We start from the raw sequence: 22412 nt of genomic DNA on the forward strand, positions 1-22412 counted from the left end.
GTGAGATTCTTCTCCCACCATGCGAGGCCGACAACCAAGCCAGCGTTCACCATCTGCTATACGGTCCGTCAACGGAAATCGAACCGAACGGTTCGGTTTGAAGAGACCTGACCCCTCCAGCTTTTTTACGGTGCGGAGCTGGACGAGATATGGGTGCGTACGTCCAACCGGGACGACAAACCGGCCGCTATAGGCCGGTCATGCCCAGCACGTCGCGCATGTCATATTCGCCGGGCGGACGTCCAGCCGCCCAGAGTGCGGCGGCGACGGCGCCGCGGGCGAACATGATGCGGTCGCCGGCTGCATGCGACAAGGTCAAGGTCTCGCCCTCGGCGCAGAAGCTGACGCTGTGTTCGCCGACGATGCTGCCGCCACGCAGTACCGCAAAGCCGATCTCGCCGGTCGGCCGCGAGCCCATGACGCCGTCGCGTGCACGCCTTGCGACCGTGTCCAGGTCGATGCTGCGTCCGCCGGCTGCGGCAGACCCCAGCATCAACGCCGTCCCCGATGGCGCATCGACCTTGTGGCGATGATGCGCCTCGACAATTTCCACGTCCCAGTCATCGGGATCGAGTGCCCGTGCCGCCTGCTCGACCAGCCCGATCAACATGTTGAGCCCGAGCGAAAAGCTGCCGGAGCGCACGATGGCAATTGTTTTCGCGGCGTCGGCGATAGCAGCCGATTCATCAGCATCGAAGCCCGTTGAGCCGATGACCAGGGCCGGCCCGCCGCGCTCGGCGCAAATGCTGGCCAGATCAGCCGAGGCAGCCGGCGTGGTGAAGTCGATGACCACGTCGGCCACGGCAAGCGCCTCGTCGCGGCTCACCAGCCCTTCGCCGATACTGCCCGGCCGGTGGAAGCGGGCGGCGAGCGCCAGCCACGCGTCGCCCTGCACGGCGGCCGCCATCTCGCGGCCCATGCGGCCCAGCGCACCCGCGATGGCGACCCTGACCGGTGGTTTCGACATGGCGCTATCCCGCGGCTGTTTATTTCCACATGCCGCGCATGCGCGCGCCGATGTCGACGCGCACCTCCGGCCGGGCCGCCCTGCCCTGTGCCGCCTGCGCGCTCGGCCATGATACCTGCTGGAACGCAGCGAGAATCGAAGCGGGGATGAAGCGGGTGCGCGAGGCATAGAGATGGCGGTCGCCGCGCGCCGCCTGGCCGTGCGGAAAGAAGCGTTGCGGCATGACCAGGTTGAGATTGTCCTTGGCCCGCGTCATCGCCACGTAGAGCAGCCGGCGCTCCTCCTCGATGTCTTCCTTGGTGCCGACGCCGAGATCGGCCGGGATACAGCCGTCGACCGTGTTGAGCACGAAGACGTTCTTCCATTCCTGGCCCTTGGCCGAATGGATGGTCGACAGGATCAGATAGTCCTCGTCGCGATGCGGCGGCCCGGCCTGGTCACTGGTGGCGTCGGGCGGATCGAGCGTCAATTCTGTCAGGAAGCGTTGGCGCGAAGCATAGCCCGAACCGATCTGCTCAAGTTGCAAGAGATCGGCGCGCCGCGTCGTCGCATCTTCGTGGATGCGCTCCAGATGCGGCTCATACCACAGCCTGACCTGTTCGAGGTCGGCCGGCCATTTGGCGCCGGCGCGCAGGCCGGAATAGAGCGAGACAAAGCCCGGCCAGTCATCCGCCGCGCGTTGCGGCGGACGCCAGCCGGCCAGCCCCATGGCCTCGTCCAGCGCCGTCGTCATGGTCTCGACGATCTGCGCGGCAGCCGAAGGGCCGATGCCTGGCATCAGCTGCAGCACGCGGAAGCCGGCGACGCGGTCGCGCGGGTTCTCGGCGAAGCGCAGCACCGCCAGCACGTCCTTGACATGGGCTGCATCGAGGAATTTCAGCCCGCCGAACTTGACGAAGGGAATATTGCGCCGCGTCAGCTCGATCTCCAGCGGGCCGCTGTGGTGCGAGGCGCGAAACAGCACCGCCTGCGATTTCAGTGCCGTGCCGGCCTCGCGCTCGGCTAGGATGGTATCGCAGACGAAATTGGCCTGCTCGACCTCGTCGCGCACGCTCACCAGTTTTGGCCTGTCGGTCGACTTGCGCTCCGACCACAGGTTTTTGGTGAAGCGCTCCGAGGCTTTGCCGATCACCGCATTGGCGGCCGCCAGGATGGTTTCGGTGGAGCGGTAATTGCGCTCCAGCATCACGACGTCGGCGGCTTGCGCGAACTGGTTGGGGAAGTCGAGGATGTTGCGCACCTCGGCGGCACGGAACGAATAGATCGACTGTGCATCGTCGCCCACGACCGTCAGCCCGGCGCCGTCGGGTTTCAGTGCCATCAGGATCGAAGCCTGCAAGCGGTTGGTGTCCTGGTATTCATCGACCAGCACATGGTCGAAACGCCTGCCCAGATGCGCTGCTATCTCGGGCTCCGCCGCCATCTGCGCCCAGTAGAGCAGCAAATCGTCGTAATCGAGCACGTTCTGTGCCTGCTTGGCCTCGACATAACCGGCGAACAGTTCTTTCAGTTGCTCCGCCCAGCCGGCGCACCAGGGAAAGGCAGAACCCAAGACCTCGTTGAGCGGCGCCTGTGCGTTGACGGCGCGCGAATAGATGGCAAGGCAGGTTCCCTTGGTGGGGAAGCGCGCTTCCGTCTTCGAGAAGCCGAGTTCGTGGCGGACCAGGTTCATCAGGTCGGCGGAATCCTCGCGATCATGGATGGTGAAGGCAGGGTCGAGGCCGATCTCCAGCGCATAGTCGCGAAGCAGCCGCGCGCCGATGCCGTGAAAGGTTCCCGCCCAGGTCAGCGCATCGGTGATGACAGCTGCATCGCGGCCGAGCACTTCGCCGGCGATACGCTCGACGCGCCTGGCCATTTCGGACGCGGCGCGGCGCGAGAAAGTCATCAGCAGGATGCGGCGCGGGTCGGCCCCCTTGACGACCAAATGGGCGACGCGGTGAGCCAGCGTGTTGGTCTTGCCCGAACCCGCGCCGGCAATGACCAGCAGCGGACCGGCTATTTGGCCGTCGCCGTGCTCGACTGCCTGGCGCTGGGCATCGTTGAGCCGGGCGAGATAGGCAGGCTGGACGGTCGGGTCCCGAAAGGTCGAATCAGCAGTGGCGAGGTTCATCGCCCATCAAGCATCGTTTCTGCTTTGTTCGCAACGTCGATGCGAGGCTGGCCTCGTGCTCGACAGGCCGAAGCGTGACGTCCGTGTCTTAGCGTTGCGGATCGACACCCATGTCGGCCGACTGCCGCCGCAAGGTCTCGCGATCATATTGCGATGGCGGCAACAGCAGCGGGTCGACCGTATCGGGCACGTTTTCGACCATCTTCCTGGCGATACGATAGGTGACATAGGCGAAGGCGCCGACGACGAGCAGACGGAACATGGTGCAACACTCCTTTGGAGCAGAACCAACCGGGGAAACCGCCTTTGGTTCCCTTGCCAATCGTCCACGCGCGCAGTCGAAGATGGAGGACGGCTATGGGTTTCGCCAGCGCTTTCCCGATGCATTCTCGGAGCACCGGAGGCGGAACTTGGCGTTTGCGGGGCTCGTGCACTGCCGCATGCCGCTGTGGCGTCCCGGACAGGCTTTTGGGGAAGAAGGCCGGCGCCGCTTGGGAGGAGGAATGAAGCGCCGGCCAAGCGGATAATGAGGTCCGCCGCACAGGTGAGGCTAGCTGAGTCTTTCCCCTGCGTCATTGGGGGATTATCTTTGTTAAAAACGTACCGATGCGCACGGCCCTATCGGTCGCCGGTCCGTCACAAGCTTGTCTTGACCATCATCCCCGCAATCTCAATAAACTCCGGAGCTGGTTGGCAATAGCGGTGGTGTTTGGGCTAGCGGCGAGCGCGGCCTGGGGATCAAAACTCGATCATCTTCCCGCCTCGCCACTCAGCCTTTGCCTGACCACGGCGACATGGAAATTCGTGCCGAACAACAGCCCCTCATCGTTGAAGTCGTAGCTGGAATTGTGCAACGGCGCGGAAGCCTCGCCATTGCCGAGGAAGACGAAGCAACCCGGCACATGGTCGAGGAAGCGGGCGAAATCCTCGGAGGCGGTCATCGGCTCGCGGGCGACGGCGATGTTGCCGGGTTCGAAGACGTGCCTTGCGGCGGCAAATGCCGCATCGACCAGTTCGGCATCGTTGCGCAGCGGCACGAACTCCCTGCTGTACTTGACCTCGGCGGTGACATTGTAGGCGACGGCGATGCCCTCGGCGATGATGCGCATTTGCCGCTCGATCTCGGCGCTGACCTCGGGCCGGAAGCTGCGCGCATCGCCGAGGATGCGGGCAAGGCCGGGCAGAGCGTTGCGGGTGCCGTCGGTGATCAGCTCGGTCACCGAAACCACCGATATGTCGGCCGGGCTCAGCCGGCGCGAGACGATGGTCTGCAGATTGGTGACCAGCGCGCAGGCGGCGACCAGCGTCTCGTTGCCCGCATGCGGTCGCGCGGCATGACCGCCGAGCCCTTTAAGCACGATCTCGAAGATATCCTCGGCCGACATTATGGGGCCGGCACGGGTCTCGAAATGCCCGATCGGCAGGCCGGGCATGTTGTGCAGGCCGAAGATCTCGTCGAAGGGAAAGCGCTGCATCAGCCCATCGTCGAGCATGGCGAGCGCGCCCCTGCCCCATTCCTCGGCTGGCTGGAAGACGAAGCGCACGGTGCCGTCGAAACCGCCCTGCTCTGCCAGCAGCTTTGCCGCGCCGAGCAGCATGGTTGTGTGGCCGTCATGGCCGCAGGCATGCATGATGCCAGGGTTGCAGGAACGGTAGGATGCGTCCGACTGCTCTGATATGCGCAACGCATCCATGTCGGCCCTGAGCGCAATCGCCCGGTTGCCGCTGCCGCGCTTCAGCGTGCCGACGACGCCGGTGCCGCCGACACCTTCGGTGACATCGTCGAGGCCGAACTCACGCAGTTTGGCGGCGACGAAGGCCGCGGTGCGCTTCTCCTCGAAGCCGAATTCCGGGTGAGCGTGCAAATCGCGCCGCCAGAAAATCATCTCCTGCTTCAGCGCGTCACGATCCAGTTCAGACATTCTTCTGCCCCTCCTGACCTACTTTGCCAGTTGCGCGGCCACATCAAGCAGGATGTTGGCACCGGCAACAAGCTCGGCGTCATCGGTGTGCTCGCGCGGACTGTGGCTGATGCCGCCGGTGCTCGGCACGAAGATCATCGCTGCCGGGGCGATGCGCGCCAGCATCTGTGCATCGTGGCCGGCGCCGGACGTCATGCGCCGGACGCCGAGGCCACGGTTCTTCGCGGCGGCCTCGATCAGCTCGACGATGCGAAGGTCGAAGATCACCGGCTCGAAGCGGGCCAGCTGCTCGACCGAAACCGTCAGGTTCTCGGTGGCAAGCTGCTCGAGATAGGCGGCAAGCGCCGCCTCCTCCGCCTGCAGGCGTTGTTCGTCGGGATCGCGCAGATCGATGGTGAAGACGGCGCGTGAAGAAATGACGTTGATGGCATTCGGCTCGAAGCGGATCGTACCCACGGTCGCCACCGTCGGCGCGTTCGAGGCTTTGATCCGGTCGAGCAGGAAGGTGATGGTCCGGGCGGCGGCATGGCCGGCATCGTTGCGCATCGACATCGGCGTGGTGCCGGCATGATTGGCGACGCCGTCGATGGTGATACGCTGCCAGGAGATGCCTTGCAGATTCTCCACCGCGCCGATCGGCACGCTTTCACGCTCCAGCACCGGCCCCTGTTCGATATGCAGTTCGAGATAAGCATGCGGTTTGAGGAACCCGGGTTCCCGGTCGCCGGCATAGCCGATGCGGGCGAGCTCCTGGCCCAGCACGCTGCCGTCGGTGCCGACAGCGGCCAGCACCGTTTCGGCATCGATGCCGCCGGCATGGACCAGCGAGCCCATCATGTCGGGGGTGTAGCGCACGCCCTCTTCATTGGTGAAAGCGGCGACCGCGACCGGACGCGACGGCGAAAAGCCTGATGCCTTGAGCGTCTCGATCACCTCCAGCCCGGCAAGCACGCCATAACAGCCGTCATAGATGCCCGCATCGATGACAGTGTCGATGTGCGAGCCGATGAGCAGCGGCGCCTGCTCCCTGTCCGGGCTTTGCCAGATGCCGAAAATATTGCCGACCCGGTCGATGGCGACATCGAGCCCTGCCTGCCGCAGCCAGCCGACGAAGAGATCGCGGCCCTGCTTGTCGGTGTCGGAGGCGGCCAGCCGGATCAGCCTGCCCTCGCCGTCGCGACCGACGGCACCGAGTTCGCGGATACGGCCAAGCAGGCGCTGTGCATCGATCGCGGTCATGCCGTTGCCTCGGCTTTCATCTTGCCTTCCAGCACATCGGCCGGGCTCATGCCAACCAGCTCGGCATAGCGATGCGGGTCGGTGGCACCTTCGGTGTTGATCACCAGCACCCGCGATTTGCCGTCCAGTCCAAGCTCGGTCGGGTTATCGGCCATCGCCCGGATCAGCCCGGCAAGACCAACACCGCCGCTTTCGCCGGCGACGATCACCGGATCCCCGGCGTCCGGCCGGGCCAGCCGCCGCATCACCGCGACGGCGTCGGCCTCATCCACCGTCATGAAGGCATCGGCGGCGCGCGCCAGCACCCGCCAGGCGACCGGAGAGGCCTCGTAGCATTCGAGCATGGCCATCACCGTCGGCCGGCCATGCGCGACCTTGACCGGGCGCCCGGCCTGGGCGGCTGCACAAACACAGGCGGCACGCGCCGGCTCGACCACGATGAAGGTCGGTTTGGCGTCACCGAGCACGATGGCGAGATGACCGGCGACCGCGGCGGCAATGCCACCGACACCAGCCTGCACGAAGACGTGGGTTGGCGTCCGAGAGAGCTGACGCAAGGCTTCGCGCACGATCGCCGTATAGCCCTGCATGACCAGGCCAGGAATCCGTTCATAACCGGGCCACGAGGTGTCGGACACAACGGTCCAGCCCTTCTCGGCCGAAACCTGGGCAGCTTGCCTGACCGAATCATCATAGTTGCCGTCAACGCGGATCATCTCGGCGCCATAACGGGCGATCGCGGCGATGCGCTCCTCGCTGACGCCGGCGTGGACGAAGATCGCCGCCCGCGCACCGAGGAGTTGCGCGCCTTGCGCGACGGAGCGGCCATGGTTGCCGTCGGTCGCACAGGCAAATGTCATCGCCGCGGCGACGGCCCGCACATCAGAGCGATCGAGATCGGCCACGTCGACAGGGCGACCAAGCCGGCTGCCTGCCTCCTCCAGCACCAGCCGGAAGACGGCATAGGCGCCGCCAAGCGCCTTGAAGCTGCCGAGGCCGAGGCGAAAGCCCTCATCCTTGATGTGGACGGCGCCAAGTCCGAATTCGGCGGCGAGCGCCGGCAGCGCATGCAGCGGCGTCATCAGGTGATTGTCGCGATGGCTGAGAAAACGCTCGACCGTGTCGGCGCCGGCCACGCCAAGAGTTTCGGCATCGGTTGGATCGAGTGGCAGGCGATGCAAAGCATTGCGGTTGAGCAGGAACACTGGCAGGCCTCCTTGGCATTCAGCGAGAATATATTGCAGGATCGGCGCAAGGAGCGCTGTAATATGGCCTCCCGAATGCAAATTTGTTTCGTCAGGAATATCTCATTGCCTGCAATCCCGCCCTCGCTCGACAGTTTCGATCTCGCCATCCTTGCCATCCTGCAGCGCGACAACACGACGCCGCAGCGGCTGATCGGCGAAGCTGTGAACCTGTCGGCGCCGGCGGTGCAGCGCCGCATCAAGCGCATGGAACAGACCGGCGTCATCGCCGGCAATGTCGCGGTGATCGAGCCGGCGGCGGTCGGCCAGCCGATCACCATCTTCGTCGAGGTGGAACTCGAGAGCGAACGCGCCGAACTGATCGACGCGGCTAAGCGGCAATTCTCGGCGACCCCTGAAATCCAGCAATGCTACTATGTCACCGGCGAGGCCGATTTCATCCTGGTCATCACCGTGGCCGACATGGGCGCTTATGAAGCGCTGACGCGAAAACTGTTCTTCGACAGCAACAATGTCCGCAAGTTCCGCACGTTTGTTGCGATGGACAGGGTCAAGGTCGGGTTGACGGTGCCCTTGCCCGGCTGAGCGTTGCAGGCATGGCAGGCTCCGGCTGCCATGCTTTTGCCATTCTCCGGAAGCGAATTTGTCGGGGGAGGCGCGCTTGGACGACACCACACCAGTTGCGATTATCGGTGCCGGGCCGGCGGGCCTGGCCATTGCCGCGTGCCTGCGGCAGGCAGGGCAGGATTTCGTCCTGCTCGAAAAAGAGGAGCAGGCCGCACCCGCGTGGCGACGCCACTATGAGCGCGTCCATTTGCACACGACCAAACGCTATTCGTCGCTGCCCTTCGTGCCCTTTCCCAGGGAGTATCCGCGCTATGTGCCGCGCGATCTGTTCGCTTCATATCTCGATGCCTACGCGCAACGCTTCGATCTGCGGCCCAGATTTGGAGAAACGGTGCGGGCGATCAGCCGGCGAGGCAGAAGCTGGCTCGTGGACACGACAACCGGCCCCCTGCACGCTTCAAACGTGGTGATCGCGTCGGGCAACAACGCGGAGCCGCTGATGCCCGGATTTGCCGGCGCCGATGCCTTCAGGGGCAAAAGGCTGCATAGCGCCGACTATCTCAACGCCATGCCTTTTGCCGGCCAGTCGGTTCTGAACGTCGGCATGGGCAACACCGGCGCCGAGATTGCGCTCGATCTGGTGGAAGGCGGTGCGCGACCGACGATTTCGGTGCGCGGCGGCGTCCATATCGTGCCGCGCGAGCTGCTCGGCGTGCCCATCCAGATGATCGGCATGGCGGCTCGCCTGATGCCGCAACGCATCAACGATGCCTTGTTCCCTATCATTCTCGATCTGGCGTTGGGCAGGCTGGGGAAATATGGGCTGAAGCGGCCGCGGCAAGGAATGCTGCAGCAGATCGCGCTCTCGTCGCGCATCCCGACGATCGATATCGGTACGGTCGGCAAGATCCGCGAAGGCGCGATCAAGGTCACACCCGATATTGCCGAGATCACCGAACAAGGCACCCGTTTTGTCGATGGCAAGCATGGCGCGTTCGATGCGATCATCTTCGCCACCGGTTTCCGGCCGGGCTATGCCAGATTGCTGGAGCCCGGCGTCCAGCCAGGCGGTAGCGGCGTCAATGCGAGGGCTTCGGACCTCGGTCTTTATCTGATTGGGTTTCACAATCCGGTCACCGGATTGCTGCGCGAAATCTCGATCGAGGCAGAGCAGATCGCCGACGACATCAGCCTCCGACGAGACCGAAACAAGGCGGCTGAAATCCTGCCGGTTTGATCTGCGGTCTGCCTATCCCAGCGCAGTCGTCAGCATCATGCTGGCAATCTCCTTCGTCAGCTTGGCGGCGACAAGCGCCATCGTGTTTTAGAGATCCTGGTTTGGGGCGGGGGCGGCCCTAGCTGGAGCCGGATTTACGGTCGAATGGGAAAAACGCCAGCCACGGCCGGAAGAGCCAGAATATTGGGTGATGGTGGTGAGATGACGCAAAGCCCGCTAAAGGGTGTTGCAAAGCTCTGGTACAAAATCGTAGCTTTAAATTGGGAGTTTATGCGAAACCTCTTATTTGGTAAAAGAGAGCAAGCGGCGCTTCATGAAATCTCCCAGATATAGCAATTTCCTAAGAATTTTAGTCCTCCCTAGAATGGTTGGGGATTTTAAATATGAGACATTAGAAAAAGATCTATTCTTTAAAATTTCTGATTCGAATGAAAAACACGGCAACCTGGTAAGCAGTGTGCTTTTAGACAAAGTTAACAAGAAATTCTGGATTGAAGCTGGAGTATACAGAAACATAACAACATTTAAGGCACAGTTTATTGAAGGCAAAAATGGTAATTTTATACGTGGCTCATTTACTAATAGTGGGACATTGATATCATACCCTATTTTAATTTTAGCCTTTTTTGGATGGGTATATTTCTTAGTAACCAATGAAAATGGGGCCGATATGTTTTTCTACCTCATATTTTTTGCGGTTTTCCACCTAATAATTTCGATTTCATTCAACAACCAAATAAAAAATATTCTAATATTTCTTGAAAATGAACTTCACGTGCATCCATCCCAAAGCGAAATTATTTCGAATCCCTCCTAACTTCCGCGATACATAGCCCCCGCTGAAATCTCAACAATATTAACGTCGCAGCTATGCACGGCGCGCGGCCAAACTTGCTATTGTTGCCGCATCGCCAGATGCACGACCAGGAAATCCCTGACCGGCTATGCCGCCCTCACCCCGCCGCGCGCAGCCAGACCTTGTTGTCATGGAAGGCAGCACCGCCATAGGGCGCCGGCGCATCGGCGCCGGTCAGCACGTTGATGCCCTCGCCGCGCTCATGGGCGCTGTTTGGCCAGATGCCTTCGGCGATCACCACGCCGCGCTTGATGCCGTCGAACAGCTTCGCATGCAGCACGACTTCGCCGCGCGTGTTGCCGACTTCGACGCGATCGCCGTCGGCCAACCCAAGGGCTGCGGCATCGTCGGGATGCAGAAGCAGTTCCGGGCGGCCCTCCCTGGCCTTCGACACCGGCGTTTCCGAGAATGTCGAATTGAGGAAGTTGCGCGCCGGCGACGTCGTCAGCCGGAACGGGTGCGCCTCGTCGGCAACCTCGATCAGATCGACATGATCAGGAAATTCCGGCAGCCGCGCCACCGGGCCGAACAGGCCCATGCTTTTCGGCGGCCGATTGGGCGCTGCCTGTCCCGTCCAGTCGGCACGGAAGCGGAATTTTCCATCCGCATGGCCAAATCCCCTGATGAAATGCGCGGTGTCGAAATCCGGCTGCAGGTCGACCCACTTTTCTTCCTTCAAGCTGTCGAAGCTGCCCAGCCCGCGCTTGCCCAGGATGATGTCGATATGCTGCTGCTCGGTCAGGCCGAAGCCCGGGCGATCGGCGACGCCGAGGCGATCAGCCAATTGCTCGATGACGAAATGGTTGGTGCGCGGCCCGTCCGGCGGCTCGATCAGCTTCGGGCCGAGCGTGATGTGCTGGTTGCCGCCGCCCTTGTAGACGTCGTCGTGCTCGAGGAACATCGTCGCCGGCAGCACGACATCGGCAAGCTTGGCCGTGTCGGTCATGAACTGCTCATGCACGCAAGTGAACAGGTCGTCGCGCATAAAACCCTGCGTCACCAGCCGCTGCTCCGGTGCAACATTCACCGGGTTGGTGTTCTGGATCAGCATCGCCGTCACCGGCGGGCCGCCATAGAGCGCGTCGCTGGCTCCCATCAGCACCGGGCCGATGCGCGAATGGTCGAGATGGCGGATCGAAGGATCGCGCATCTTCGTGCCTTCCAGCACATCCTGGTTGAGCTTGAAGATGCCGGAATTGGAATGGAAGGCGCCGCCGCCCTCATATTGCCAGCTGCCGGTGACAGCCGCGATGCAGGACGCTGCATGCATGTTGACGGCGCCATTGCGCTGGCGCGCGAAGCCGTAGCCGAGGCGGAAATAGGTCTTTTTCGTCGTGCCGACGAGGCGGGCGAAGGCCTCGATCTCGGCGACCGTCAAGCCGGTGATCCCGGCCGCCCATTCCGGCGTGCGCGTCTCGAGATGCGCTTCCAGCCCCTTCGGGTCGTCGGTGTATTTCGAGAGATAGGCGCGATCGGCCATGCCTTCCCTGAACAGGACATGCATGACCGCGCAGGCCAGCGCGCCATCGGTGCCCGGCTTCAGCACCAGGCCGAGATCGGCCTGCTTCATCGTCGCATTCTCATAGACGTCGATGACGACGATCTTCGCGCCGCGCTCCTTGCGCGCCTTGATGGCGTGGGTCATGACGTTGACCTGCGTCACCACCGCATTGGTGCCCCAGATCACCACGCAGTCGGATTTCGCCATCTCGCGCGGGTCCGGCCCGCGCAAGGCGCCGGCGCCCATCATCCAGCCGGTCCAGGCGAGATTGGTGCAGATCGAACCAAAGAAGCCCGAATATTTCTTGGCGTGGCGCAGCCGGTCGATGCCGTCACGCTGCACCAGTCCCATCGTGCCGGCATAATAATAGGGCCAGACCGTCTCCGAGCCGTATTTCTCCTCGGCCGCGATGAATTTTTCGGCGACGAGGTCGAGCGCCGCCTCCCAGCTTGCTTCCTTCCAGGCGCCGTCGCCCTTGGCGCCGGCGCGGATCAGCGGCTTCAGCAAACGGTCGGGGTGGTGGACGCGGTCGGCATAACGCGCGACCTTGGCGCAGACGACGCCGGCCGTGTAGCTGTTGGACTTGGCGCCATGGACGCGGCCGATGCGCTTGCCGTCGAGCAGCTCGACCTCGAGCGCACAGGTCGAGGGGCAATCATGCGGACAGGCCGAATGGCCGATGCGGAGGTGCGCGTGCTGGTTCATTCTGCAAGACTAACGGGTTCAGAACGCCGCGTGTAGGGCCAGATGCGGCGCACGGTTTTGCCTCGGCGAGCAAGCCCCCTGCCTTCTCCTCTTTGGAAGAAGCCGATCGGCCACTCAATGCTGGGGCAGTCTGCTTCAGGAGACTTCCGCCAGGGGCACGCCTTCCAGGCAGAGCCATTTGTGCTTCCTGTTGGGCCAATGGAGAATTGCCGGAGCCGGAAATTCCAGGTCCTCCAGACAGCCGACAGATACCGACAGCGCTTCCGTCAGGCCTTCTGCACGCATGAAGACGATCGATCCGCATGTGGTACAAAATGTCTGCTCCAGCCATTGCCCCGACGAACCGGTTCGTCGCCAGGATTTCGTCTCGCCTTTCTGGGCGACTATGGCGGAGTCGGCATAGATGGCTCGGTATGAGAACGCTGCCCCGGTGCATCTCTGGCATTCCAGGCAACTGCAGGCATAGACGCGCCGAGGCTCTCCGGCGAGAACCAGTTCCGCGCCGCGACACGAGCAGGTCGCCCTTCGCTCTGTCTTGCCATCACGCATTCGCGGGCTCCCTGCCCGGACGGGGCGAGCCATTTCCAAACAGGGGTGAGAGAGATGCAAAATCATCATCCGCGCGCCCGCGCGAGAGCGCCTGCTGAAAAATCCCGTCCATTGCGCGCGGCATGGCCGCGTCAAGACCTCGCTCCTGGCATGCTTCGAGAAGATGCCGGAAGGCGCTGTAGTGGGCGCCCAATGACGCGAGCGTTGCGTCGTCGCCGGCAAAGAGGCGCGCCTTTGTCCGGTCAACCACATCGAACAAAGCGGCATCGACAACCGGCTTGAATGCGGACAGATGGCTCCTGAACGTATCCAGATCGAGACCTTCGGCCTCGGCGACAGCCATGCCCTGGAGCGCGCCGAACAGCCCGCCCCACATCTGGGTGAGCAGCGCGGTGTCAAGCGCGGAGGCTTGGCCAGGCACCTCGCCGACATAACTCGTGCCGCCACCAAGGGCAAAAAGCAGGGTCTTGTTCGCTTCGTAGACGGCGTGGGATCCTGAATACAGCAATGCGGTGTCCGGTTTGCCAATAAAATCCGGAGTCGCCAGGATCGCGCCGTCCAGATAGCCGGCGCCATGCGCTTCGATCCAGCGCGCCTCCTCCCGCGCCAAACGCGCTGAGCCGGAGGTGAGTTGTATGACGGCTTTGCCGGCCAGCGCCGAAGCGACATTGCGCTGCTTGAGCAGCGCATCGCTGGCGGCATAATGCAGAACGTTTATGATCAAGACATCGGCCGACCGGATTCCGTCCTCTACTGAAGAGGCCAACCTCGCGCCAAGAGCAGCCAGGGGCTGGCACTTGGCTGCAGTGCGATTCCACACGGATGTTGGATAATTTCGGTCGAGCAACGTTCGAACGATGGACGAGCCCATGCGGCCCGCGCCGAGCACGCAGACATTGGATTTCATGGTGACTTCTCCGATAGCCCTCTCGACGAGGGATTGGTTTGTGTTTGGCGCGCTGATCCAAAGATATATATTCTTGCTGTGTTGAGAAGTACGCACCTTGAGGTAAGCTATTGGAATCATGTCAGGAGTTGTCACATGAGGAGCAAGGAGCCAGACAGTTGCGGCTTTGCCGCCGCGATGCAGGCAATCGGCGGAAAGTGGAAAACCTCGCTATTGTGGGAATTGCACCTGCGGCCGCACCGCTTCGCCGAACTGCACCGGCGGTTGCCTGGAATCAGTGAGAAGATGCTCGCGCAACAATTGCGACAGATGGAGGCCGACGGACTCGTCAGCCGGCGCGCCTATGACGAGGTACCGCCACGCGTGGAATACTCGGTCACGACCCTGGGCATGAGTCTGAACGATGCGGTCACCGCTATGTCGGCATGGGGAAAGCGGCACGAGACATGGAAAGACGAGCGGAAAGCCGCCTGAAAAAAGCAGGAACTCGTGCATGGTCGCGGAAGAGTTTGTGATCCGCGGTCCGCTTCTAAACGCCAAAGGCGGCAATAGATGCCGGGCAGCGTCGTCCGGTCGAGCAAAATAGCCGCAGCAAGTGCATCTGTGCCACAGGCCTTTCAGCCATCTGCCGGATCCGCCGCTACTCTACACCGTCCCGGCGTTCACAGGCAATTCATCGTGCGGCTGGCACGATGAATTCGCTTGCATAGCCGGCTGCTCACTCCGCCGTGCCTTCCTCATACTCGGCCGACATGGTCAGCCATTTTTCCTCGTGGCCGGCCAGTGTCTGGGCCAGTTGCGAGCGCTCCTTGGCCAGCCGGGTCGCCGTCGAGGGATCCTTTTCGTACACCGCCGGATTGGACAGTTCGTCCTCGATGCCGTCGATTCGCTTGCGAATGCGGTCCATCAGCGCTTCGGTGGCGCGGATCTCCTTGGCGAGCGGCTCGAAGGCGGCGCGGCGTGCCGCTGCATCGCGGCGGCGGTCGGCTTTTGACGCCTTGTCGGCCTCGCGCTTGCCGCGGCGGTCGCCGGAGACGCCGGTGACCAGCGACTTGTAGTCTTCCAAGTCGCCGTCATACGGGTTGACCGCGCCGTCCTTGACCAGCCACAGCCGGTCGGCGGTTGCCTCCAGCAGATGGCGATCATGCGAGATCAGGATGACGGCGCCGGGAAATTCGTTCAGCGCATGGATCAGCGATTCGCGGCTGTCGATGTCGAGATGGTTTGTCGGTTCGTCGAGGATGAACAGGTTTGGGCCCTCGAAGGCCGACAGCCCCATCAGCAGCCGCGCCTTCTCGCCGCCCGACAGATCCTTGGCGGCGGTGTTCATCTTCTCGGTCGTGAGGCCGAACTGGGCGACGCGGCCGCGTACCTTCGATTCCGGGGCCTCCGGCATCAGCCGGCGGACATGCTCGTAGGCGTTTTCGTCCGGCCGGAGATCGTCGAGCTGATGCTGGGCAAAGATCGCCACCTTCAACCCGGGCGCCACCGTCATGGTGCCGCTCTCCTGCTTCAGCCGGCCCGACAGCAATTTGGCGAAGGTCGACTTGCCGTTGCCGTTGGCGCCGAGCAGCGCGATGCGGTCGTCGGCGTCGATGCGCAGCGTCATCTTCTTGAGGATCGGCTGACCCTCGGTGTAGCCGACATTGACGTTGTTCAGCGCCACGATCGGCGAGGCCACCGTCTTCACCGGCTCGGGGAAGGAGAACGGCCGCACCGAATCGTTCACGAGGGCCGCGATCGGCTTCATCTTTTCCAGCGCCTTGATGCGCGACTGCGCCTGTCTCGCCTTGGAGGCCTTGGCGCGGAACCGCTCGACGAAGGATTCCATGTGCTTGCGGGCGGCCTCCTGCTTGACCCGGCCCTTCTCCTGCAATTCCTTCTGCTCTGTATATTGACGCTCGAACTGGTCGTAGCCGCCGCGCCAGAAGGTCAGCTTTTTCTGGTCGAGATGGACGATCGAGTTGACGGCGCGGTTGAGCAGGTCGCGGTCATGCGAGATCAAGAGCACTGTGTGCGGGTATTTCGACACATAGTTTTCCAGCCACAGCGTGCCTTCGAGATCGAGATAGTTGGTCGGCTCGTCGAGCAGCAGAAGGTCGGGCTCGGCAAACAGCACCGCAGCGAGCGCCACGCGCATGCGCCAGCCGCCGGAGAAGGACGATGCCGGACGCCTCTGGGCAGCGTCGTCGAAGCCGAGGCCGGCGAGAATGGTGGCGGCGCGGGATTCGGCTGAGTGCGCGTCGATATCGGCCAGCCGCATATGGATGTCGGCGATGCGGTGCGGATCGGTCGCCGTCTTTTCTTCTTCGAGCAGCGCCGTGCGTTCGAGATCGGCCTTGAGCACGATCTCGATCAGCGCATCCTCGGTGCCCGGCGCTTCCTGCGCCACCTGGCCGATGCGGGTGCTCTTCGGCAGGCTGATCGATCCTGTCTCGGACGGGAAATCGCCGGTGATGGCCTTGAACAGTGTCGTCTTGCCGGTGCCGTTGCGGCCGACAAGGCCGGCCTTGGTGCCGGCCGGCAAGGTCAGCGAGGCATGGTCGAGAAGCAAGCGTCCGGCCATGCGGAGCGATAGGTCGTTGATGATCAGCATGGCCGCGCTTTTGCACCGGACATCAACGCTTCGCAAGGCCTTGCGGGCCAGTTGGCCGCACAAGGCCTCGAAACGACGCCCGCTAGGGCGCCGTCAAAGCAGCCGAACAGTGGCTTGCCTGCTCTCAGGCAGTCGCCTTGCGCTTCGTTGCCTTGGCGACAGCGGCCGGCGCTGCTGCCGGCTTGCGGCCAAGTCCCGTCGACTTTGCCAGCGCCGATCGCGTCGCCGAGTAGTTTGGTGCAACCATCGGATAGTCCGGTGGCAAGCCCCATTTGGCCCGATAGTCGTCCGGGCTCAGGCCGTAGTCGGTCCGCAGATGCCGCTTGAGCGACTTGAACTTCTTTCCGTCCTCAAGGCAGATGATGTAGTCGGGAAACACCGACTTCTTCGGATTGACGGCCGGAACCAGGTTTGGGACTTCCGCGACAGCCGCACCGGCGAGCTTGCGAACCGAGGCGCTGACGCTGGCAATCAGCTCGGGCAGGCCGGCAGCCGGAAGCGGATTGTTGCCTACATAGGCCGAGACAATATCGGCCGTCAGCTCGATAACGGTCTTATCATCGATATTTGACAATTCTTTCACCTTATTTGCGACAAAATCATCCACCCCAGCGAAGACTTGTGTCGATGTATCTCTTTAACCGCGTCCCCCAACGGACCGCCAAGCCTCATAAAAGAATCAAGAATCAGCAAAAATAGCATTCATGCAAAATCGACGCTGTGCAAATTAGAAAATCTAATACTTGGAACCAGCAGACTTAGAGGCAGGACTTTCGTCCAATATCTCCAGAATACGCTTCCAGCGGGCGCAACGCGCGAAATCCTTTTGTTCTATCGCCTTTTCGGCCCTCATCGCGGCGTAAAGCGGTGCCTCGGCGCCGAATTCATCGATCAGCCAATTCGCTTCCTGAATAGCCAGACGCTCATTCTCGTCAAACATGGTTTTCGGCCTCCGAACGTTCCACACCGACCGCGACACAACTGCCGATGACGAGGATAGCTCCGACAATGGCCGTCACCGTCAGCCGCTCGCCGGACAAGGTCAAAAGCAGGGTCGAGGCGATCGGCGTGAGATAGGCGACCACCGCGACCCTGCCGCTGCCTTCAAGCTTCAAGGCGCGCGACCAGAAATAGTAGCCCAAGCCCATCGGACCGGCGCCGAGATAAAGGCCGAGAGCCAGGTCCGCGCCGACGGGCCAGGTGAAACCGTCGCGAGCGCACCATAGAAACGTCAAAGCGACGCCAATCAAAGACGATGGCAGCAACAGGCGATCCGCTGGGGTGGCGACCCGTCCCACCATGATCGAGTAGAAGGCCATGCACAGCGCCGACCCGAATGCGGCGAGATAGCCGACCAGATCGCCCTGGAACCAGGATTGGCTGCGCCCTCCCGAAATCACCAGTGCGACGCCGATGAAGCCTACCACCGTGGCGAGACCCAACAGGGCCGGATGCCGCGGATTTTCCAAGGCGATGACTGCCACCGCGACCATCAACGGCCAGGTGTAGGCCATCAGATTGGCCTCGATGACCGGCATCGAAGCGAAGGCGATGTATTGCAGCACCATGGTGCCGACCAGACCGATGAATCCGACTGCGACAGAGATGAGCGCCGCCCCGGCCGTGACCGGTGCTACTCTTTCCCGGCTCATCAATCGGATGGCGGCGAAGACGAGTGCAGCGCCTGCAAATTGCAGGAACTGGACCTGCGACGCCGGGTGGCTGGCCAGCAGGGATTTGCCGACCAGCGCATTGGTGGACCACAACGCCACCGCACCGGCAGCGAAGACCAACGCGGATATCGAGCCGGATCCCTGCCGAAACAATCGGCATGGGATTCTATTTTGCTGTTCGACCATGATCCTGTCCGAAAACCGGTTCCGACTTTTCGGGATCTTGGTTCATTACCATGATTCCCTGGCGCCGCCCGGAACCGGTGCATCGACGGCCGCGGGCACGGGATGCTCTGCCTCGAACCGACGATAGGCCGGCAACTGGTTGGTCCAGACATCTTCGGCCAGTTCGCTGACCCACTCACGGTCGTGGTCATTGTCGGCGGCGAGATAGAACATTCTGTTGTCGTCGACATAGGGCTTGGCCACCGAGCGCTGGTTGAGCACCAGCGTGACGCGCTCGCCGAACCGGATCGGAGCGGTGCGATGCAGGACGCCCAGGAATTGCCCGAGCGTCGCGTAGTTCATCTTGTGATCGATGCGCATGACACTGTTGCGCGGGATCTCGCGGCCGGCTTCGAGAATGGCGCGGCCGGTTTCGGAGTCGTCGCAGTAGATTTCGAGGTGGCCGCCGACCAGCGGATTGCTGATCGACAATGGAATGAGCTCGGTGACCGGAACGCCATCGCAATGCCACTCCACGGCGCCGTCCTTGGGATTCATGAAGGTGACCGTCGAGCCGACGATCGACAGCGGATAGGGCTCCAGCTTGGTGCCCATCATGTCGGACAGCCGCTCCAGGCGCAGCTTGTCATGCAGCAATTCCTTGATCTCGGGGATGAAACGGTCGGCCCCGGTGATGAAGGTCAGATCGAGGTGCTTGTGCACGGCATGGCTGGCCTTGAGCTTCAGGGCAGCCTCCTCGATCGCGGCAAGCAGTGCCGGGTCATAGCCGTGCAGATATTGCGCGACACCGAAACTCGACACTTTCCAGGCGGTTTCATGGCCTATAATGGCTTCGCGGCTCATCGCATAACGCAGTTCGGGAATGGTATGGGCGTTCATTGTACTTCTCCAGGATGGGGGCAACACTTGGTAAACAGTCGATTAATTCACCCACCCCTGTAAAATTAGGAATGCTGGTGCTAGTGTAAGCCAAGCTTAAGGTCGAAACCGTGCGTCTGCTCAGTCAGGTCAACCTCAATTCGCTTAAAATCGTGGAAAGTGCTGCAAGGCACGGTAATTTCACGCGTGCCGGCGAAGAACAGTTCATTACCGCTTCAGCGGTCAGCCAGCGGGTGAAAAGCCTGGAGGATCAGCTTCGTTTCAAGATTTTCCAGCGCGGCGGCAATGCGGTCTCGTTGACGCCGGAGGGTGAGACCTATGTCTCGCGCGTTCGCGAGGCGCTGGAGCGAATCGTCGCCGCCAGCATGGAAGCGACCGGGCAATCGCAGGAGCATGTGCTAAAAATATCGGTGCTGCCGACCTTTGCCGCACGCTGGCTATTTCCACGCCTGCCGCTGTTCCAGCAGCAATATCCCGATATCGTGATGCGGGTCTCGACCTCCTACGCGACGCATGAGTTCACGGCCTCGGAATTCGATCTCGAAATCCGTTATGGCGACGGTCACTTTCACGGGCTGCAATCCGATCTGCTGTTTCGCGAAGACCTGACACCGGTGTGCAGCCGCAAGCTGTTCCACGAAGTCCTCGGCGATAAGCGGCTGTCGAAGGTGACACCGGACGACCTCAAGCACTTCACCCTGCTGCATTCCGACACCTGCACCCAGAATTGGCAATCCTGGCTTGGTTTCGCCGGCGCCAGCTTCGTGCTCAGCGAGACCAAGAGCATCTATTTCGACTCGTGCATGATGTCCTACGAGGCAGCCAATTCCGGGATGGGATTTGCGGTGGCCAACCGTGCCTATATGGCCAGCGACATCCGCGCCGAAAGGCTGGTGGCTCCCTTCGCCGTCCACCATCCCAACACGGCTGGCTGGTATTTTGTCTCTCCGCAGAAAGGCCTTGCCGCACGCAAGGTCCAGTTGTTCAAGCAGTGGGTGATGGCGGAAGCGGCTCTGACGCAGTGCCAGCTGGACAGCGAAATCAGGGGCGAAGCTTCGACGGCTGCCTGAAATGGACGTGCAATCCGTACAGCCCGCCTTGGTCGGAAAGATTGTTGAGCTCACGCCACTTCAGCAGGCACATTCGTCGGGGCTTCTGAGCGCGGCAGCGGATGGTGCGTTGTGGAACCTGAGGGCCACCGTGGTCCCCGGGCCAGACACGATCGATGGATATATTGCCAATGCCCTGGCTGGACGACGGGCCGGCACTGTCATGCCTTATGCAATCGTCATGCGCAGCACGGGAGTGATCTGCGGAAGTACGCGGTTTTGGAAGATCGATCGCACGAATAGAAAGCTGGAGATCGGGCATAGCTGGCTCAGCAGTTCGGTTCAGCGGTCCGGGGTCAATACCGAGGCGAAGTATCTTCTCCTGGCCCATGCATTCGAGTTCATGGGATGTGTCCGTGTGCAATTCACCACAGACGAACTGAACGACGCGTCAAGGGCAGCCATCCTGCGAATTGGCGCCAAGCAGGAAGGGATCGTTCGCAACGAGCGGATCATGCCGGACGGTCGGAAGCGCAATTCCGTCCGGTTCAGCATCATCGATTCCGAGTGGCCCGAGGTAAAGACGATGCTGCAGCACAAAATGCAGCGATAGTGGCGCAAGCTCTTCAACCCCGGACCGACTACGCAAAACGCCACCGGATCAGGCGAAAGCCCTGCCCTCCTCGGTCCGCTGGAAAAGCATCAGGTCCAACCCCAGGCTTGGCCGTCCCAGGATGGTCAGGATCGTATGCGCCTGGCCGCGATGATGGGTCTGGTGGTTGAAGACGTGGTCCAGCGCCGGCGCCAGCCTTTGCGAGACGGTGCGCATATCCGAGACGGTCATGTAGGTGAAGCGGCCCGTCAACGCCTTGTCATTGAGGCCGCCGACCCAATCGATGATCCTCCTGTCCTCGGCTTCACGCGCCGCCCGCAGGCCGGTCAACCCCCGATGCAGGATGGCATCCAGTGTCGTCGGCGCGTCGCCCTCGCCGGTGAAGCGCTTCATCCAGATGCGGTCGGCCGTCAAAAGGTGGTTGAGCGTGCCCATCATCGAGCCGAAGAAGGCACCGACATCGCGGTTGAATTCCTCATCATCGAGCTCGGCGGCGGCCTCATAGATGCGGCCATTGGCCCATTGATTATAGGCCGCAAACATCATGAAATGCTGTCTCATGGCTTCCCCTCGGCTCGCGTCGATGCGGGGCCTACCTAACGCTTGAAGGGCCTGCCGCCAATGACCATTCTGCTCTATGATCTCGTCGGACGCGACAGCACACGTCCGTTCAGCCCGCATTGCTGGAAGGTGGCGATGGCGGTCGCCCACAAGGGGCTCGACATATCGACCGTGCCGACGCGCTTTCTCGAGGTGCCCGCTGTCGAGGGCGGCGTTTCGAAAACCGTCCCGGTGATCCGCGACGGCGAGACGGTCCTCGCGGATTCCTTCGCCATCGCCCTCTATCTCGATGAAGCCTATCCGGACCGGCCGACGCTGTTTGGCGGTGAAGGCGGCAAGGCGATGGCTCGTTTCGTCGAGCGCTGGTCGCAACTGACCATCCATCCCTACGTGACCACCGCCGCGATCATCGACCTCCACACCATGCAGGACGAGGAGAACGCCGCTTATTTCCGCCGGAGCCGCGAGCAACGCTTTGGCAAGACGCTGGAGGACGTCGTCACCGCGCGCGACGCCGGGCTGGCGACATTCCGCGCCGCGCTGGAGCCGCTGCGTTCAATGCTCGGCTATCAGCCATTCATCGGCGGCGCGTCGCCGCTGTTTAGCGACTATATCGTCTTCGGCGCCTTGCAATGGGCGCGCATAGCCTCTCCCTACCAACTGCTCGACGATGGCGACGTGGTGGCGCAGTGGTTCGTTCGCTGCCTCGACCTGCATGGCGGGCTGGGACGAAAGGTCGCCGCCGCGGCTTGACGCCGTAAAGCAGTAACTTACTTGGCCGCCTTCTTTGGCTTGCCGGCCTTCGTGGCAGCCTTTGCCTCCTTGGGGGCGGCCTTTGCCTTGCCTGCGCCAGCTGCCTTCCTGGTTGGCTTTTTGGCTGCCGACTTGCCTGCGGCGTCCTCCTGGTCGACATCGGTGGCCGCCTGATGCCAATGGCGCTCATGATGGCCAGCCGGCTGGCCCTCCTGCACCCAAATCTGGTGTGCGCGGTTGCGAATGCGTTCCTGACGATCGTCTGTCATGGTCATGGTGTCTCCATACGGCCCGACCTCAGCGCGGCGCCGACACGCGACTATAGCAAGCAAAG

The 22412-nt window shown here is 62.2% G+C and carries 23 protein-coding genes; 7 read left to right on the forward strand and 16 right to left on the reverse strand.

Annotation, left to right across the window (positions count from 1 at the left end; all coding sequences use genetic code 11):
• Positions 1-187: 187 nt before the first annotated feature.
• The 6 genes from dapB to NKJ11_RS05395 form a co-directional block, all read right to left on the reverse strand.
• The gene (gene dapB, locus NKJ11_RS05370; protein WP_352792841.1) at positions 188-967 is read right to left on the reverse strand and encodes a 4-hydroxy-tetrahydrodipicolinate reductase; all 780 of its coding nucleotides are present in this window, start codon (positions 965-967) and stop codon (positions 188-190) included.
• A gap of 19 nt (positions 968-986) precedes the next feature.
• Complete coding sequence (locus NKJ11_RS05375) at positions 987-3080, reverse strand: ATP-dependent helicase (RefSeq protein WP_352792842.1); 2094 nt, start codon at positions 3078-3080, stop codon at positions 987-989.
• A gap of 88 nt (positions 3081-3168) precedes the next feature.
• Positions 3169-3342 (reverse strand): hypothetical protein, encoded by a 174-nt coding sequence (locus NKJ11_RS05380; protein ID WP_023812604.1) that lies wholly within the window; start codon positions 3340-3342, stop codon positions 3169-3171.
• 487 nt (positions 3343-3829) lie between these two features.
• Positions 3830-5002, reverse strand: a complete 1173-nt coding sequence (locus tag NKJ11_RS05385; protein WP_352792844.1) for a M20 aminoacylase family protein — start codon at positions 5000-5002, stop codon at positions 3830-3832.
• 18 nt (positions 5003-5020) lie between these two features.
• On the reverse strand, positions 5021-6241 hold the full coding sequence (locus NKJ11_RS05390; protein WP_128305359.1) for a Zn-dependent hydrolase: 1221 nt from the start codon (positions 6239-6241) through the stop codon (positions 5021-5023).
• Entirely contained in the window at positions 6238-7446 is a 1209-nt protein-coding gene (locus tag NKJ11_RS05395) for a diaminopropionate ammonia-lyase (protein WP_352792846.1), read from the reverse strand. Before NKJ11_RS05395 ends, NKJ11_RS05390 begins: the two co-directional genes overlap by 4 nt.
• A gap of 75 nt (positions 7447-7521) precedes the next feature.
• Between NKJ11_RS05395 and NKJ11_RS05400 the strand changes: the two genes are divergently transcribed.
• The 3 genes from NKJ11_RS05400 to NKJ11_RS05410 all read left to right on the forward strand — a co-directional run bounded on the left by NKJ11_RS05400 (position 7522) and on the right by NKJ11_RS05410 (position 10067).
• The gene (locus NKJ11_RS05400) at positions 7522-8031 is read left to right on the forward strand and encodes an Lrp/AsnC family transcriptional regulator (protein ID WP_196815338.1); all 510 of its coding nucleotides are present in this window, start codon (positions 7522-7524) and stop codon (positions 8029-8031) included.
• 76 nt (positions 8032-8107) lie between these two features.
• Positions 8108-9250, forward strand: coding sequence for a flavin-containing monooxygenase (locus tag NKJ11_RS05405; protein ID WP_352792847.1), 1143 nt, complete (start codon positions 8108-8110; stop codon positions 9248-9250).
• A 313-nt stretch (positions 9251-9563) separates the two neighbouring features.
• The gene (locus tag NKJ11_RS05410) at positions 9564-10067 is read left to right on the forward strand and encodes a hypothetical protein (RefSeq protein ID WP_128305355.1); all 504 of its coding nucleotides are present in this window, start codon (positions 9564-9566) and stop codon (positions 10065-10067) included.
• A 136-nt stretch (positions 10068-10203) separates the two neighbouring features.
• Here NKJ11_RS05410 and NKJ11_RS05415 read toward each other — a convergent pair whose 3' ends face one another.
• From NKJ11_RS05415 to NKJ11_RS05425, 3 genes are all read right to left on the reverse strand, one after another.
• The gene (locus NKJ11_RS05415; protein WP_023812610.1) at positions 10204-12312 is read right to left on the reverse strand and encodes a molybdopterin-containing oxidoreductase family protein; all 2109 of its coding nucleotides are present in this window, start codon (positions 12310-12312) and stop codon (positions 10204-10206) included.
• A gap of 135 nt (positions 12313-12447) precedes the next feature.
• Positions 12448-12930: a GFA family protein gene (locus tag NKJ11_RS05420; protein ID WP_348625600.1), complete on the reverse strand. Its 483-nt coding sequence runs from the start codon at positions 12928-12930 to the stop codon at positions 12448-12450.
• Positions 12854-13768: an NAD(P)-dependent oxidoreductase gene (locus NKJ11_RS05425; protein WP_128305354.1), complete on the reverse strand. Its 915-nt coding sequence runs from the start codon at positions 13766-13768 to the stop codon at positions 12854-12856. The genes NKJ11_RS05420 and NKJ11_RS05425 overlap by 77 nt, the downstream gene beginning before the upstream one ends.
• Before the next feature lie 135 nt (positions 13769-13903).
• Here NKJ11_RS05425 and NKJ11_RS05430 point away from each other — a divergent pair, with 135 nt between their 5' ends.
• On the forward strand, positions 13904-14242 hold the full coding sequence (locus tag NKJ11_RS05430; RefSeq protein WP_023812614.1) for a winged helix-turn-helix transcriptional regulator: 339 nt from the start codon (positions 13904-13906) through the stop codon (positions 14240-14242).
• Positions 14243-14486: 244 nt separating this feature from the next.
• Here NKJ11_RS05430 and NKJ11_RS05435 read toward each other — a convergent pair whose 3' ends face one another.
• The 5 genes from NKJ11_RS05435 to NKJ11_RS05455 form a co-directional block, all read right to left on the reverse strand.
• Positions 14487-16364, reverse strand: a complete 1878-nt coding sequence (locus tag NKJ11_RS05435) for an ABC-F family ATP-binding cassette domain-containing protein (protein ID WP_023812615.1) — start codon at positions 16362-16364, stop codon at positions 14487-14489.
• 124 nt (positions 16365-16488) lie between these two features.
• On the reverse strand, positions 16489-16938 hold the full coding sequence (locus NKJ11_RS05440) for a Ros/MucR family transcriptional regulator (protein WP_023812616.1): 450 nt from the start codon (positions 16936-16938) through the stop codon (positions 16489-16491).
• A gap of 162 nt (positions 16939-17100) precedes the next feature.
• Positions 17101-17304 carry a hypothetical protein gene (locus NKJ11_RS05445; RefSeq protein ID WP_023812617.1) on the reverse strand — a complete coding sequence of 68 codons (204 nt, stop codon included), beginning with the start codon at positions 17302-17304 and terminating at the stop codon, positions 17101-17103.
• The gene (locus NKJ11_RS05450; RefSeq protein ID WP_023812618.1) at positions 17297-18223 is read right to left on the reverse strand and encodes a DMT family transporter; all 927 of its coding nucleotides are present in this window, start codon (positions 18221-18223) and stop codon (positions 17297-17299) included. The genes NKJ11_RS05445 and NKJ11_RS05450 overlap by 8 nt, the downstream gene beginning before the upstream one ends.
• 45 nt (positions 18224-18268) lie before the next feature.
• A complete protein-coding gene (locus NKJ11_RS05455; RefSeq protein ID WP_023812619.1) occupies positions 18269-19102 on the reverse strand; it encodes a hypothetical protein in 834 nt (277 codons plus the stop codon).
• A 110-nt stretch (positions 19103-19212) separates the two neighbouring features.
• Between NKJ11_RS05455 and NKJ11_RS05460 the strand changes: the two genes are divergently transcribed.
• Positions 19213-20172 (forward strand): LysR substrate-binding domain-containing protein, encoded by a 960-nt coding sequence (locus NKJ11_RS05460; protein ID WP_023812620.1) that lies wholly within the window; start codon positions 19213-19215, stop codon positions 20170-20172.
• A 1-nt stretch (position 20173) separates the two neighbouring features.
• Positions 20174-20764 (forward strand): GNAT family N-acetyltransferase, encoded by a 591-nt coding sequence (locus tag NKJ11_RS05465; RefSeq protein WP_206535255.1) that lies wholly within the window; start codon positions 20174-20176, stop codon positions 20762-20764.
• A 48-nt stretch (positions 20765-20812) separates the two neighbouring features.
• Here the strand turns inward: NKJ11_RS05465 and NKJ11_RS05470 are convergent, their stop codons facing one another.
• Positions 20813-21325 carry a DinB family protein gene (locus tag NKJ11_RS05470; protein ID WP_023812622.1) on the reverse strand — a complete coding sequence of 171 codons (513 nt, stop codon included), beginning with the start codon at positions 21323-21325 and terminating at the stop codon, positions 20813-20815.
• A gap of 60 nt (positions 21326-21385) precedes the next feature.
• On the opposite strand from NKJ11_RS05470, the gene NKJ11_RS05475 reads away from it, so the two are divergent.
• Entirely contained in the window at positions 21386-22078 is a 693-nt protein-coding gene (locus NKJ11_RS05475) for a glutathione S-transferase family protein (protein ID WP_128305352.1), read from the forward strand.
• Between the two features lie 17 nt (positions 22079-22095).
• Here NKJ11_RS05475 and NKJ11_RS05480 read toward each other — a convergent pair whose 3' ends face one another.
• The gene (locus NKJ11_RS05480; RefSeq protein ID WP_023812624.1) at positions 22096-22353 is read right to left on the reverse strand and encodes a DUF2934 domain-containing protein; all 258 of its coding nucleotides are present in this window, start codon (positions 22351-22353) and stop codon (positions 22096-22098) included.
• Between the last annotated feature and the right edge of the window lie 59 nt (positions 22354-22412).

It is taken from the genome of Mesorhizobium sp. M0243 (assembly GCF_040321775.1).
Taxonomy (GTDB): domain Bacteria; phylum Pseudomonadota; class Alphaproteobacteria; order Rhizobiales; family Rhizobiaceae; genus Mesorhizobium.

What these genes read in the sequence shown, in the direction of transcription:
- dapB (WP_352792841.1), bottom strand. Translation starts at nt 967, where the DNA reads ATGTCGAAACCACCGGTCAGGGTCGCCATCGCGGGTGCGCTGGGCCGC.
- NKJ11_RS05375 (WP_352792842.1), bottom strand. Translation starts at nt 3,080, where the DNA reads ATGAACCTCGCCACTGCTGATTCGACCTTTCGGGACCCGACCGTCCAG.
- NKJ11_RS05380 (WP_023812604.1), bottom strand. Translation starts at nt 3,342, where the DNA reads ATGTTCCGTCTGCTCGTCGTCGGCGCCTTCGCCTATGTCACCTATCGT.
- NKJ11_RS05385 (WP_352792844.1), bottom strand. Translation starts at nt 5,002, where the DNA reads ATGTCTGAACTGGATCGTGACGCGCTGAAGCAGGAGATGATTTTCTGG.
- NKJ11_RS05390 (WP_128305359.1), bottom strand. Translation starts at nt 6,241, where the DNA reads ATGACCGCGATCGATGCACAGCGCCTGCTTGGCCGTATCCGCGAACTC.
- NKJ11_RS05400 (WP_196815338.1), top strand. Translation starts at nt 7,522, where the DNA reads ATGCAAATTTGTTTCGTCAGGAATATCTCATTGCCTGCAATCCCGCCC.
- NKJ11_RS05410 (WP_128305355.1), top strand. Translation starts at nt 9,564, where the DNA reads ATGAAATCTCCCAGATATAGCAATTTCCTAAGAATTTTAGTCCTCCCT.
- NKJ11_RS05415 (WP_023812610.1), bottom strand. Translation starts at nt 12,312, where the DNA reads ATGAACCAGCACGCGCACCTCCGCATCGGCCATTCGGCCTGTCCGCAT.
- NKJ11_RS05420 (WP_348625600.1), bottom strand. Translation starts at nt 12,930, where the DNA reads ATGATGATTTTGCATCTCTCTCACCCCTGTTTGGAAATGGCTCGCCCC.
- NKJ11_RS05425 (WP_128305354.1), bottom strand. Translation starts at nt 13,768, where the DNA reads ATGAAATCCAATGTCTGCGTGCTCGGCGCGGGCCGCATGGGCTCGTCC.
- NKJ11_RS05430 (WP_023812614.1), top strand. Translation starts at nt 13,904, where the DNA reads ATGAGGAGCAAGGAGCCAGACAGTTGCGGCTTTGCCGCCGCGATGCAG.
- NKJ11_RS05435 (WP_023812615.1), bottom strand. Translation starts at nt 16,364, where the DNA reads ATGCTGATCATCAACGACCTATCGCTCCGCATGGCCGGACGCTTGCTT.
- NKJ11_RS05445 (WP_023812617.1), bottom strand. Translation starts at nt 17,304, where the DNA reads ATGTTTGACGAGAATGAGCGTCTGGCTATTCAGGAAGCGAATTGGCTG.
- NKJ11_RS05450 (WP_023812618.1), bottom strand. Translation starts at nt 18,223, where the DNA reads ATGGTCGAACAGCAAAATAGAATCCCATGCCGATTGTTTCGGCAGGGA.
- NKJ11_RS05455 (WP_023812619.1), bottom strand. Translation starts at nt 19,102, where the DNA reads ATGAACGCCCATACCATTCCCGAACTGCGTTATGCGATGAGCCGCGAA.
- NKJ11_RS05465 (WP_206535255.1), top strand. Translation starts at nt 20,174, where the DNA reads ATGGACGTGCAATCCGTACAGCCCGCCTTGGTCGGAAAGATTGTTGAG.
- NKJ11_RS05470 (WP_023812622.1), bottom strand. Translation starts at nt 21,325, where the DNA reads ATGAGACAGCATTTCATGATGTTTGCGGCCTATAATCAATGGGCCAAT.
- NKJ11_RS05475 (WP_128305352.1), top strand. Translation starts at nt 21,386, where the DNA reads ATGACCATTCTGCTCTATGATCTCGTCGGACGCGACAGCACACGTCCG.
- NKJ11_RS05480 (WP_023812624.1), bottom strand. Translation starts at nt 22,353, where the DNA reads ATGACCATGACAGACGATCGTCAGGAACGCATTCGCAACCGCGCACAC.